The 12,469-nt window shown below is 57.1% G+C and carries 14 protein-coding genes and 1 pseudogene; 3 read left to right on the plus strand and 12 right to left on the minus strand.

Going from position 1 to position 12,469, the window contains the following annotated elements; translation table 11 throughout:
* Positions 1 to 57 precede the first annotated feature (57 nt).
* The 12 genes and pseudogenes from DK261_RS18205 to DK261_RS33565 form a co-directional block, all read right to left on the minus strand.
* A complete protein-coding gene (locus DK261_RS18205) occupies positions 58 to 2,025 on the minus strand; it encodes a DNA topoisomerase III (protein ID WP_081360957.1) in 1,968 nt (655 codons plus the stop codon).
* Positions 2,026 to 2,250: 225 nt separating this feature from the next.
* Complete coding sequence (locus DK261_RS18210; protein ID WP_081360959.1) at positions 2,251 to 2,721, minus strand: single-stranded DNA-binding protein; 471 nt, start codon at positions 2,719 to 2,721, stop codon at positions 2,251 to 2,253.
* Positions 2,718 to 3,236, minus strand: a complete 519-nt coding sequence (locus tag DK261_RS18215; RefSeq protein WP_081360961.1) for a DUF3158 family protein — start codon at positions 3,234 to 3,236, stop codon at positions 2,718 to 2,720. Before DK261_RS18215 ends, DK261_RS18210 begins: the two co-directional genes overlap by 4 nt.
* Entirely contained in the window at positions 3,233 to 3,988 is a 756-nt protein-coding gene (locus DK261_RS18220; protein WP_081360962.1) for a PFL_4669 family integrating conjugative element protein, read from the minus strand. Before DK261_RS18220 ends, DK261_RS18215 begins: the two co-directional genes overlap by 4 nt.
* A gap of 242 nt (positions 3,989 to 4,230) precedes the next feature.
* Complete coding sequence (locus DK261_RS18225; RefSeq protein WP_081360964.1) at positions 4,231 to 5,421, minus strand: STY4528 family pathogenicity island replication protein; 1,191 nt, start codon at positions 5,419 to 5,421, stop codon at positions 4,231 to 4,233.
* Entirely contained in the window at positions 5,418 to 5,966 is a 549-nt protein-coding gene (locus tag DK261_RS18230; RefSeq protein ID WP_081360966.1) for a DUF2857 domain-containing protein, read from the minus strand. The genes DK261_RS18225 and DK261_RS18230 overlap by 4 nt, the downstream gene beginning before the upstream one ends.
* A complete protein-coding gene (locus tag DK261_RS18235; protein WP_081360967.1) occupies positions 5,963 to 7,549 on the minus strand; it encodes a ParB family protein in 1,587 nt (528 codons plus the stop codon). Before DK261_RS18235 ends, DK261_RS18230 begins: the two co-directional genes overlap by 4 nt.
* 14 nt (positions 7,550 to 7,563) lie before the next feature.
* Positions 7,564 to 7,773: a hypothetical protein gene (locus DK261_RS18240; RefSeq protein WP_081360969.1), complete on the minus strand. Its 210-nt coding sequence runs from the start codon at positions 7,771 to 7,773 to the stop codon at positions 7,564 to 7,566.
* 85 nt (positions 7,774 to 7,858) lie between these two features.
* Complete coding sequence (locus tag DK261_RS18245; protein ID WP_081360970.1) at positions 7,859 to 8,701, minus strand: ParA family protein; 843 nt, start codon at positions 8,699 to 8,701, stop codon at positions 7,859 to 7,861.
* A 4-nt stretch (positions 8,702 to 8,705) separates the two neighbouring features.
* Positions 8,706 to 8,936: an AlpA family transcriptional regulator gene (locus DK261_RS18250; protein ID WP_081360972.1), complete on the minus strand. Its 231-nt coding sequence runs from the start codon at positions 8,934 to 8,936 to the stop codon at positions 8,706 to 8,708.
* A gap of 115 nt (positions 8,937 to 9,051) precedes the next feature.
* On the minus strand, positions 9,052 to 9,801 hold the full coding sequence (locus DK261_RS18255; RefSeq protein WP_081360973.1) for a hypothetical protein: 750 nt from the start codon (positions 9,799 to 9,801) through the stop codon (positions 9,052 to 9,054).
* Between the two features lie 477 nt (positions 9,802 to 10,278).
* A pseudogene (locus DK261_RS33565) lies at positions 10,279 to 10,665 on the minus strand (inorganic phosphate transporter); the annotation flags it as partial.
* Positions 10,666 to 11,158: 493 nt separating this feature from the next.
* Here DK261_RS33565 and DK261_RS18265 point away from each other — a divergent pair.
* From DK261_RS18265 to DK261_RS18275, 3 genes are all read left to right on the plus strand, one after another.
* Entirely contained in the window at positions 11,159 to 11,518 is a 360-nt protein-coding gene (locus DK261_RS18265; protein WP_232000885.1) for an ectoine synthase, read from the plus strand.
* Positions 11,519 to 11,755: 237 nt separating this feature from the next.
* Positions 11,756 to 12,193: a hypothetical protein gene (locus DK261_RS18270; RefSeq protein WP_081360975.1), complete on the plus strand. Its 438-nt coding sequence runs from the start codon at positions 11,756 to 11,758 to the stop codon at positions 12,191 to 12,193.
* Between the two features lie 40 nt (positions 12,194 to 12,233).
* The coding region (locus tag DK261_RS18275) for a transposase (RefSeq protein ID WP_146218539.1) at positions 12,234 to 12,469 on the plus strand (236 nt) is incomplete at its 3' end.

The following is a 12,469-nucleotide window of genomic DNA, read 5'->3' on the forward strand; positions in this document are numbered from 1 at the left end:
GCAGAGTGCGTTGCCTTAAAGGTCGCCCCAATATTCAAGTTGACCTTCAATGGTGAGTCATGGGCGACGCACATCTTTGCTGATCGGCACAGTGCCCTTGCAGTCCGGGTAGTGGGAGCACGACCAGAACGCCCCTGATTTTCCCTTACGTCTGAGCATAGAGGCGTTGCAAATGGGGCAGGCCGGACCGGTTTCTACCGCTAACGCAAAGGTGAGCGCTCCGCAGTGTTCGACCAATTGCGCAATCCAACTCGCCTGCTTGGCGACGAATTCATCCAGAGTCAGACGTCCTGCTTCGATTTCGTCCAGGGCCTGCTCCCAGATCGCGGTCATACCCGGATCTGCGATTGCAGCGGGTACCGCCTCGATCAGGGTATGGGCCGCCGCGGAGGCCATCAAGGCGCGTTTTTTCTTCAGCAAATAACCGCGATCAATCAATCCCTTGATGATGCCGGCTCGCGTGGCTTCGGTACCGATACCGGTGGTGTCCCGAAGTTTCTGTTTCAGGCGGGGGTCGTTGACCAATTTGGCCACGTTTTTCATCGCCTTGATCAGATCGCCCTCGGTCAGCGGTTTGGGAGCGGCGGTGCGCATGGCCTTGAGTTCGACGTCGTCCACTGCGCACCGCGTGCTCTGTTGTAAGACGGGTAATACTTGGGATTTTTGACTGGGCTCATCGTCCTCGGTGTTTTCGTAGAGCAAGCCTTTCCAACCTTGGACCAGGATCTGTTTGCCAACAGCGGTCAATCGCTCTCCGCTGCACTCTAGTTCGACCTGGGTTCGATCAAACTCATGATGCGGAAGAAATTGCGCAAGGTAGTGGCTACGGATCAGTTCATAGACATTGCGCTCTTGCTCAGACATTCGCACAAGGTTCGCCGGCTCTGTGGTGGGGATGATGCCGTGGTGTGCGGTGACCTTGGCGTCGTTCCATGCTCGTGAGCGCAATGATCGATCAAGGCTTCCTAGTGCAGGCCGCAGAGCGGGATCCGTTTTGAGCAGGGCATCGAGTACCGCGGGTACCTCATCGAACATACTCGCTGGCAAATAGCGGCAATCGCTGCGCGGGTAGGTGGTGGCTTTGTAAGTTTCATACAGGGCTTGGGCGATGTTCAGGACTTCCTGAACGCCAAGCCCCAGCTTGCGCGAGCAGACTTCCTGCAATGTGCTCAGGTCGAAGGGCAGGGGCGGCGCTTCTCGGAAATGCTCCGTCTGCAGCGAGAGTACTGTGGCGGTCTTACTGTCCGCGATTGTTTGGACAGCATGACGGGCTAGCGCCTGTTGCAGACAACGACCGGCTTCATCTTGTCCTGAGCATGATGGTTGCCACGACGCGATGAATGGTTGTCCCATTGAGGACAGGTGCACCTCCACGTCCCAGTAGGGCACCGAGACGAAGCTGGCAATCGCACGATCCCGATCGACCACCAGACGTAAAGTCGGTGTCTGGACGCGTCCAACTGACAGTACGCCGTCATAGCCCGCCCGCCGACCGAGGAGGGTAAACAAGCGACTCAGGTTCATGCCGATCAGCCAGTCGGCGCGGCTGCGGGCGAGGGCTGAGTGGTAGAGCGGGAAGGTCTCCTGCCCAGACTTCAGCGAGGACAGTGCTCTGCGAATCGACGCCTCGTTGAGTGCGGACAACCAGAGGCGCTGAACAGGTCCTCGATACTTGCAGAGATCCAGTAACTCGCGGGCAATCATTTCACCTTCGCGGTCGGCGTCGGTGGCAATGACGACGGTGGTGGCCTCATTGAGCAGGCGCTTGATGACGTTGAACTGTGCTGCGGTCTTGGGTTTGACCTCGACCTGCCATTGCTCGGGGATGATCGGTAGATGATCCAACGACCAGTTCTTGTACTGAATGCCATAGGCTTCGGGTGGGGCCGTCTCCAGTAGATGGCCGATACACCAGGTGACGGTTGAGTCGATGCCGATCAGGCAACCATCACCGCGCCGGGTGGCTCCGAGTACTTTGGCAATGTCTCGACCTTGGGAAGGTTTCTCGCAGAGGAAGAGGCGCATAGAACTGCTCCGGATTGAGTTCGGAGCAGCGTGGTGGGAAACAGCAGTGGCGAGATATGAGAAACCTGAACGGCAGGTTCTTCATATTAGTCGGTGAGGGCAGGCTTGAATGAGCCGAGGCTGCTAACCCGTTACGGTTGGACGGCAGTGTGGATCTTCACGAGCAGCGTGTAGTAACACGCCAGCAACTTCGCGCAAAGGCGCAATTTTTATGCCTGAAGTCGGTCAGTCCGAAGGTGGCGGCCCTCTGCGCTTTCTGGGGTTCGACGCTGGTGAACTGGCCGGTTCTGTACTTTTCCCAACGTGCGTCTCAGATGCCACGGGTTCACTGGATCGTTCCCGCATGACCACGCTGTGCACCCGGTGAGGCAGGATGCCGACTCGACGGGCCTCGATCTTGAAGGTGACCCGCGCATTGTCTTCGCTGTCTTCCCACTCATCGCGCACGGTGCGGCCTTCGACCAGCACGCGCATGCCTTTCTGGTACAGCGTGCTCCAGTGTTCAGCCTCGCGGTGCCAGAGCTCAACCGGCGCCCAATAGCCGCCTCGATCTTCATAGCTGCCATCGCGTGGCACGGGGTTGTCGAAGTACACATTCAGCCTTAGCAAACGCCGTGGTTCGTCATTGCCTGAGGCGAATTCCTGGAACTCTGGCGGACTGCCGATGTTGCCTTCGCCGACGAAAAAAGTACTCATCGTGATATCTCCACTGCGGTTGTGAACTGGCGCAGCAGCCGTTCGGCACTGTCCATTTTGATCGCGCAGGTCGTGGCCTGGCGGTAGAGCGAATGCACCACACTCATCTGTAGGTTCAGTGCGATGCGATTGCATTCGAAACGGCGCAATCCCTCGCGTACGACCTGCGGCAAGGCTTTGTTGCAGACCTGGCGCTCCCAGACCGAGACTCCCATACGGGCAAAGTCACGGGTGCGCCAACGTAAAAAGGCGCTGCCTGCGCTGGTGTTCTGCAGCACCAATCGAATATCCAACAGTGAGTAAGGGGGCTGTCCGGCTTGCTGCACCACAGCCTCCATCAGGTGACATAACTGCGCCTCGATTTCCCTCGCCACCTGCGCCAGGTGCTCCAACTCCCCCTTACCCTTAAAAGGTTTTAAAAGGCCTTTTAGGGAGGCTGCGTGTTCGAGCTGCCGATAGGCATCCTGTGTCAACGCTTCGAAGGGCATTGGTTGAGCCGAGGTCAGGGGATTCATGTTTCGTCCTCCGGCTCATTCACTGTTGCAGAAGGCTCTCCCGCTTGCTCTGCCAACGCGTCAGCGTCATCCACTGTCACCGCACCACGACGAATGATCGGCGGCGCGAACTGGGAGCGGCGGTGACCCTCAAGGATGTCCATGGGGGGCAAACCCAGTTTATCGATGGCCGCCAGGGCACGGGCATTGTTCGCCGCCATGTCATCGCGTGTGACACCGGCATGCCGATAGCGCTGTGCCTGACCGAACAGGCTGCGCAGCAGATGGGCACCGTCGTCGATCCAGGCTTCCATGTCTCTGCGACCGATCAAGGCGGTGTGATGGGCCAATAGGGTACGACGCACCAGGGTGTCGTAGTCGGTCAGCAAGTAGACCGCCAGAAAACCCAGCTGGCTGCCGATGTACAACGGCAAGGTGACGGGGTGGATGTTGAGGTTGTCGCTCATGTCGATCTGTGTCGGCAGGTCCTGCCTGATCCGATCCAGCTGTTGGGTCAGTTCCAGCATCCCGGCTTTGGCTTGCATCAGTTTTTCTTCGAGTTGCACGATGGCCCAGTCGGCATAGGGATCGTCTTGGGCGGCGGTTTGTTTGATCAGGTTGGTGACACTGATGTAACCGGCCATGCCCATGATCGAGTGGACACCTTCGCGTGCAGTCCGGCCTTGCCAGATACGGGCAGCGTGGTGGGTGTGTAGGGTCAGGGTGATGCTGCTGCGCAATGAACCCAGGTTGAGTTGGTAGTGATCGGCCACGGTGTTGTCCTCGCATAAGCTTGGACGGGAACGTTGCAACAGATGAGGGGCAAAGGCAGTCAAAAAGCTGAATGCGGTCTGTTCGGTTTGGTGTGAGAGGGTTCATTTCGCAGGCGTTCGCGAGTGACGTCTCTGGCATCATTTCCAGGGATGGCGATGGCCGTACTGGTCGGACTGCGCAGGTGCGGCCCATTACGCTCTCACCTTAGAACTCAGTAGATTTGATGCCACTGGCATCAAATCTACTGACGTCCAGGGCGTTTACCGCGCATTTGGCGCAGCTCATTCAGGCACGCTTGGGCGAGGGCGGAGGCGGGTTCGCCCTGTTTTCGGGTGGGACGTGAGGATGCAGCGGGAGGTGGCTTTGCAACGGGGAAAGGCTCTGTCTGACCTGCCCAAGGATGAAAATCACCGTTCAGTGCACGCTGGATCAGGCCCATCAGATAGGCCGCGGGCTTGCGGATACCACCGGCTGCACAGCGAGCACCGGCTTCCTTGAGCACCGCCTGACGATCCGCTGGTTTGAGCTTGTTCAGCGCTACGGCGACGGCCTGACGCTCGCTTGGACTCAGGTGCAGCGGATCGGGCCAGAGCAGGTTATCCACCGCTGGGGTCGCGCGCGGTACAGTACAAATACTTTCTTTTAATACAGTACAGGCGGCGTTCGGATTCCGAACGGTGCCGGAATCATTGGTGTTCAAGCCCGGTTCGGAATCCGAACGAGGGCCTGTACGATTCCGAACGCAGTGATCGCCACCCAGTTCGGAATCGTGTAACGCGTCATCGGTTGCTTGATCCAATCCTTGCTGCATCCAGTGTTCGCCCCAGCTGCCGAGTCGCGTCGGTAACCGATCCCGATCGATATTTGTGTCCTGGCGGATTTCTTCCAGCATGTGCTGGGCGACAATTCGCACCGCCTTGGCGTTATGGGTGAGGCAATGTCCGACCAGCTCCAGGTAATTCTGATCCAGTTCCATGGCTTCGGCGGGGGTTAACGGTTCATCGTGCAGGACGTACAGAGAACCTTGTAGGCGCCCGCTGAGCTGATCGCGGCCACGACTCACCAAGCTGAGCCAGCGTGTCAGCCTGAGCATCGTCAAGACGCGAGCGATGGTTTCACGGGAGGCTGACGCACCGTAGGGCACGCTTGACAGGTAAGGCTGAAAATCCTCATAGCGCGGTGTGACCACGCCCTGGTCTTGCAGCATGAGTCGAAACACCTGCCAGGCATTACGTTCCAATGGCGTCAGCCGATGATCCAGCAGCAGGCGACGCGGCACGACTTCGTGTGATTGGCCACTGAACAGAAAGCCAGCCTGCAGCGCCTGGTTGGAAGGTTGTTCGGTGGTAGGGCGTGTGGGCCAGCGCTCACTCAACTGCTGGGTGCATTGCTGCAGGACACGCTGCCAGCGACTGGAGGGGGCAATGTTCATGTTCCATTGCTGTACTGGTCAATCTGCTGCCAGACGATCGTCAAGCTGATTTGCTGTTCTTCGGCCAGCATCATCATGGCATCGAGCTGATCCTCGGTACCGTCCTGTGTGCGTAGCTGGCACCATCGCTGCCAGAGCGCATGTTCCTGCGCTTCGCTCAAATGTTGAGGGCGGCCCTTTCGGGTTTCTATCTTGAGCAGACGTCGGCGCAGAGCGGTTTCCGAATGCGCCAAGCCGAAGCACTGATACATGATGGTGCTGCTGGCACCGAGCTTAAGCGCCCGGTTGATCAATCTCTCGTTCTGTTCGTCGCGTTCGGCTTGCTCGATCAACCTATGCAGCACCGGTGAGTCAATCTTGACCTCAACCCAGGGGACGGTGGCATGTGCCAGGCGCGACAGCGTGGTGGGGGGTAAAGATTGCAGCAGGTAGATGTCGTCTTCACTCAATCCGAGTGCTTTGCAGCGTTGCAAGTTACCCAGGCGCAACTCGTGAAGCACCTGGGTCAGCATGGCCTGGTTGAGCACATTGAAGGACAGTTTCATGGCAGCTCCTTCGGTGAATCAGCTTCAGGAGTAAGCGTTAGGTCGATCAGGCGACGGGCCAGACGGATCAGGCGATACAGGTTGATTAATAAACTGTCGGGCAGTCGCTCCAGTCCTACGTCCACGGCAGGACGATCTGTCAGCGGAAGTTGGTAGATCCCCAGCAACAGCTGGCCAAACAGCGCTGAGGGCAGTTGCTGGCGATCCTCCCAGTTCACGTCGTCTTGAGCGCGCAATAGGGCCAGGAGCAGCAGGTGAACGCCGGTAGAGCGAGGTGTCGCAAGATCTACCCGCTCCATATCCAGGGCAAAACCCAATCCATGCGGCTGATCGATGATGCTCTCGGGATGTCCGGCATAGGTCACCATTTCCCGCGCCAGTCCGGCGATGGCTGAACGCAGTTGTTCGGGGCTATCCAGTGTGGGTGCGATGGTCCAGATGTCGTCGATCGTGCAGGCTTCGATGATCGATGCTGCTTCGGTGGCTGTCTCGCGATCGATCTGTTCGCGAATCTGTTGAATGCGTGACGGAGGGCTGACTGCTGATACGACATTCGTTTCGGGCGACGTGAGCAGCTCCTCTCGCGCTGTTTCGGTCTGGGTTCTGGTCTCGGTTGATTGGGGACGGGACTCGGAGGAGGGCGACCCTGCCGCGGCTTCATCAACGCTCGGCGGATAGCTGTTCTCTGAGGGCGCGCTGGCGACAACACCAGGCGTCGAGATGACCCGTTGGGTATCGCTCAGTTCCAGGGCCAACATACGGTAGGACTGTCCGAGCAAGTGACTCATGCGTTCGAGCAGTTCATCCTGGATCTGCTCAAGATCGAAGGACTCAGGGTCAGCATCGAAGTCGCCCAGGGTCTCGAGCCAGAATTCGGCGAACGCAACGGTGGCGGTTGGATAACGGTTCCAGGTTCGTTCTGCCTGGCTACGCAGAGCGATCAGGCGTTCTATCTGGGGTTTACCCAATCCGGCATACAGGGTTTGTGGAATCGCGGGCAGTAAGTGTTCAAGGGTGTCCAGCATCCGGCTGATGTGCGACTGCGAAATCGGATAGCCTCCAGCGGCAAGACGTCGTGCCAGCTCACGTTGCGAGAGCACTGCTCCATCAGGTTCAAGCATGGATTTGAGTTTGGCCACCGCCAGAGCACGCTCGATGAAGGTGAGTTGGCCGTGCAGATCGCTTTCGGCCAGATGGCCGAGTAGGGCGCTGAGTTCATTGCTCCAAGGTCGGAACAGGCAATGAATGCGGAAGAAGCGCTCGTCGCGGGTTTCCTGCCACAGTTCGCCGAGAATCGCCAAGCGCGTATTACCGCCGTTGCGGATGATGAAATAGGTTTCTCCTGGGCGGCGAGTAATCGGCGGTGGTTGATCCAGACCGCGTTCACGGATCGAGGCCTTGATATCGTCATACAGCGGATTACGGATGAAGCGCGGGTTGTGTTCGTAGGGCCGTAACTGCTCCAGCGTAACCAGCATAGGCGTGTCGATAAGTGGATCGGACAGCCGCTCCAGCTCTGGACCTCGAGGAAAGTGGTCCTGATGCAGCTTGTCGGTGATCTCCTCCTGGCTGAGCTTCTTCATTTGAACAGCCTCAGTTAACGCCGGTTGCACACATGGTCACCGACCTCGAACTTGACGATCTCGGCAGTGCCCGAATCTTCGAAGTGTTGGGAAAGTTCTGCGAGGAACCAGCCCATGGCCGAGCGCCCACCTTGCAGGCGAAAGACCACGGTGCAGTACTCCTCGCAAGGTGAGTGGTGTGGTCGAATGGACGGTGGAACGACGATGGGTAGTTGATACAACATCAGAAGACTCCTCGCCAAACGCTGTTGGCCTCAAGGTCGATCAAACCCAATGACTGGGTGAGAAATGCCAGCTGGGTGACTCGTCTCATTGAACCTCCGAGCACCTGCTCACTCTAGAGATCGCTTCGCGCCATTCCGGAAACAACTCAATGGCCAGCGCTTGCATGGTTTCCAGCGCTGATGGCGAGCGTCGTTCCCGTGAACGGCGTGTTTCGATTCGGTGGACCGGTAGGCCAAGGGAGGCGGCATTGAGATACGCCACTCGGTCTGGAACTACAGTGTCCAGAACCGAGGTATTGGTAGCCTCGGCGAAAGTTTCGCGCAGGCCTCGGATGATCATCCGCGTGTCCATCCGAATGCCGTTCACCTGGTTCAGTAGCAATTGCAAGGGTGGGGGTGGAGTGCCCAGGTGGCGGAACGGTTCGAGTTCACTGAGCAGCTTCAAGGTGCCGCGACGCAGTTCGCGGGCGGCGAGCATTTCCGGCGTGATGGGCGAGAGGGCGAGATCGGAGGCCAGGATGGCCATTTCCAGCAGCACGCTACGTGCGCCTTGAGTGTCGATCAACAGCAGGTCGTAACTGGGGCGGAAGTTGTCGAGCACATTGCGCAGCCGCAATCGCCCATCAGGGGCATGCAGCAACAAGGTGCTCAGTCGGCCTTGATCATCGTTGGAGATGATCAGGTCGAGCCCTGCAATCACTGTTCTGGAAATAATCTGGGCAGGCGCTGTTAAGTTGAGTGCAATGAACTCGTACGCCCCAGCGACAGCTTTCTGGCTCAAGGCATAATAGCTGGAGAGGGTGGGTTGGTTATCCAGGTCCAGTAGCAGGACGCGCAGGCCCGCATCCGCCAGCAGACCGCCGAGATTGGCGGCTACTGTGGTTTTGCCCACCCCCCCTTTAGTGGAAACCACCGATACCACACGCATGGCATCAGACCTGCTGACCTAAACGTTCAACGACCCACTGCTCGATTTCCAGCGAGTCCCAGCCGACCGCGCGCAGTCCAATGCGCTTAGCCTGAGGGAATTTGCCTTCCTTCATCAAGTTGTAGATGTGCGCTCGCTTGAAACCGGTTTTCCGCTCCACCTCGTCGCGGCGCATGATGTGACGTTCGACCTGTGGCTGGGGGGCTTCAGCGATGGGTGAGAATTGGTTGGGCATGATGGTCACTCCTGGCGCCGATTGGCGCGTAGTGGGAAGTGACCTGAATTGAATAGCAGAAAAACCTGAGTGTCATTGCACTGCAATCGAGGGCATTGCAATGCAATGCTGCCGTTTAGGTGGATTTTTTGAGAGCGCGATTGGCTGCGGCAAACTTCGCGTCCAGCGTTCGTTTACTGAGACCGGGAATGTCATTGTGGCGCGCGGTCAAAGCATCGACGATTGCGGCTTGGTTCTTGAACGCGGAAAGAGGTTTACCTGCAGGCGACGCGTCCAAGACGGTGTTGACCAAGGCACCGATGATCTGCAGGTAGGTGTGTTCACTGCGCTCGCTGAGCTGTCCCTGCGTTTTGACCAGCCTTTTAAGGCTCTCCTGCTCAAGTCCCAGCACCTGAAGGTCAGCTTCAACATCTCGGAGTTGATGTTGCAGAGCATTTCGTTCTCGCAGGAGGGCATCCCGCTCGGCCTGGAGTGCAAAGTACACACCCAGACTGATTTTGCCTTGAGTGTCGTCGCTTGAACCGAATAAAAAGTCGGGATGCTGATCGGGGTAGTGGATTTGCATCCAAAGACGTAAGTCGGAGTGTCGTACTGTCAGCAGAGTTGGCTCTACCGGGGTGCCCAGCGGCACCGAAATACCGAAACAGCCGTACGGTAATTCACCATTGCGGATGGCGTCATAAATTTTGTCGGTATTGGCTTGCAGGCAAGGCCATTGAGGAAACAGGAACCTGAGTTTTTCCGGGCAGGGCCAAGCCGCTTGCACGATCTGGGCTTCGTAACGAATGAGGTTGCACCAACGCAACGCGGCGTCGATGGGCCGATAGAAGATTTTAGACTGCGGATTAAAATTGTTCGAAGACATGTGCGAACAGACCTCCATTCCTGATGGATAGGCCTCCCGCGAAACATCTCTACATCGCCTACCTGCTAGAAAATTGCTGGCAGTGGCTGTTTAATTCGGATTTTTTACTCGATGAGGTCATTCCATTTACCCAGCACTGAAGAAATTGCATTTGCTTTGTTGATGGCTTCGTCCCCGGCAGATGGGCGGGATCTTATCTCAGGTTGGTTTATCGACAGACCGCGACAATGGATCCAATGTGAAGACCGTCATTTTCGTAATGCGTTCACGCCACCAATGCGATTTAACGAGTGTGCCGCAGCCAGCTCTTATTTGGCTTGAGGTCGATAACGCATGGTGGTTATCCAGTTGGTAATGATTTGGGGGAGGGGCCGCAGGTACAATGCTGTGATCTGAGGTTGGATCGAATACTACGATAAATTCTAGTGCAGGAACTTCAGCTATCGCTTGTGGAGTGCGCTAAGTGGATAAAGGGCAACTACGCACGTTGCCCACCGCCTCGGCTGGCGCCTTGGTCAGCGACCCGTTGCCCTTGACCTAGGCAGCCAATGGTGCCGGTCAAGACCGGCACCATTAGTGGCGTGGCTTCCTTACTGCTTACATAGTTGGAAAGGACCGGTCGCGGTTCAGTCGGGGACGGCAGCGGCGAGTTCTTTTCCACGACTTGCTGGGTGACTTCAGCTACCGCCCCGAATTGTAGTGCCTATTCGACAGGCATGCTCCGATTCAGCGCATACACCATCGGCAGGGTACCGACCAGAATCAGCATGATCAGTCCCACGCCCTTTTGACCATCGTTTGAGTCGTGAGCGAACGACACGCCGGGCAGGTCACAATCAACATGCCGCGAATACACCATGGCGGCAGAACCATCGCTGCGTGAGGTATCGGCGGACTACTACCGGGAAGTCGATAAGTTTCGCAGATCAAGCCCGCCCGTGGCGCGCACGGACCTCGAATGTGCCGTCGCCTGCGTTGGAAAAAGTCCGTTGACACTCATAAAATCTTACACGTAGGATCCGGGCTATTCAGGGAGCAACAACCGGGTCAGGGAATGACTGGTCTGCCGTTATGGCATGCGTGTCACAGGCACGTCCTTCGACAAGACTTTCAGCATTTCCTGTAGGAAAGCATCCTGTTATCTGTTTGTGATTTTGTCCTTGATCAGGGGGCTGGTTTTTCATTTGACTCACGAAAGACAGCGCTACCTCGAAAGTGAGCGCCTCAAGCGAACTGCCGAACATTTTGTCGTGCGCAAGCCGCCTCTGCGTTACCTGTTTAACGTTTACCGACGCGGCCGCTGTGTTTGCCTCGCACTTATGAAGCGGTCAGTCCAACTATTCACAAGGAACTGAATATGTTTGTTCGTAGCATTCGCGATGTCGAGAAAACCGATTTTTTCGTCGAGTGGGGATCTGGCACAAGCCACCGCCTGCTGACAGAGCAGGACGGAGCCAGCTTCACCATTTGCCACACGGTGGTTCGAGCTGGTATGGAATCGCTGCTTCATTATCGCAATCATCTCGAGGCTTGCTATTGCATCGGTGGTGAGGGCGAAATCGAAGACATGGAGGGCGCCATCCATGTAATCCGTCCGGGAGATATGTACGTTCTGGACAAACATGATCGTCATTATCTGCGTGGTGCAAGTTCACGGACCTTATTCTGGTCAGCGTTTTCAAGCCTCCCCTCGCAGGCACCGAGCGCCACTCTATAAACAATCAGAGTGCCTCTTCGTACTGAGTTCCGAAATGGACTGCCTGTTCGACGGGCCAGTCGTTTCCAACCAACGAGTGACGAGACGACAGGCTTTTTCAGACCCTGTTGAGTGACCGTGTGGGGTTGATGATATGAAATTGTTCAGGACGTTGCTTCAGCGGCCCGTAGCCATGCTGTGGGGAGGGTTGGCGCTCTCTTCGATCGGTGAGAACTCTTCGCGATTGCCATCGCTTGGATGGCAGTGCAGATCGCCGGAACCGATGCCAGCTGGCTCAGTGCTTTACGCGGTGCTGCCGCGTTGGCAGGTGCTTTGCTGGGGGGAGTTCAGCTCAACTATACGCCGGGGGTATTGAACTACAACGGAACGCTCTACGTGGCTTACGTGTCGACCACGACGCCGCGTCACCTGATGGTGGCCAGCTCAAAGGATGGCTCCAATTTCAGCATCACCTCGTACGACGGGATCGCTCTTGATGCAAGTCCCGGTCTAGCGGCGTTGGACGGCATTCTATACGCCGGCTACGTGAAGTCGAATAGTGTTTGCGTTTCCTCTTTGGAGTCCACGCGCCGGGCGTCCAAGAGATGCCAGCTTTCCGCCAAGACACAGCCCGTTGGCCTGGTGGCCGCGTTTGGTAAGCTGTTCGTCGCCTATGAATCGCCCCGGGTTTCGTAGACACCTCTTTGCCTTAAACTGAGGCCAATCAGGAGGTGCCATGAGCAACCCGCGTTACCCCGAAGAATTCAAAATCCAAGCGGTCAATCAAGTGACCGAAAAGAAGCTGCCTGTCGCTGATGTAGCGACCCGTCTTGGCGTGTCGACGCATAGCTTATATGCCTGGATAAAGCGCTACAGCAAACCTCAAGAAGAACGACAGCAAGACGATGATCAGCACGCTGAACTGCGTCGTCTGCGAGCAGAACTCAAGCGCGTCACTGAAGAGCGAGACAT

Origin of the sequence: Pseudomonas sp. RW409, assembly GCF_003184125.1 — a bacterium.
In the GTDB taxonomy this organism is placed as follows: Bacteria; Pseudomonadota; Gammaproteobacteria; order Pseudomonadales; family Pseudomonadaceae; genus Aquipseudomonas; species Aquipseudomonas chlororaphis_I.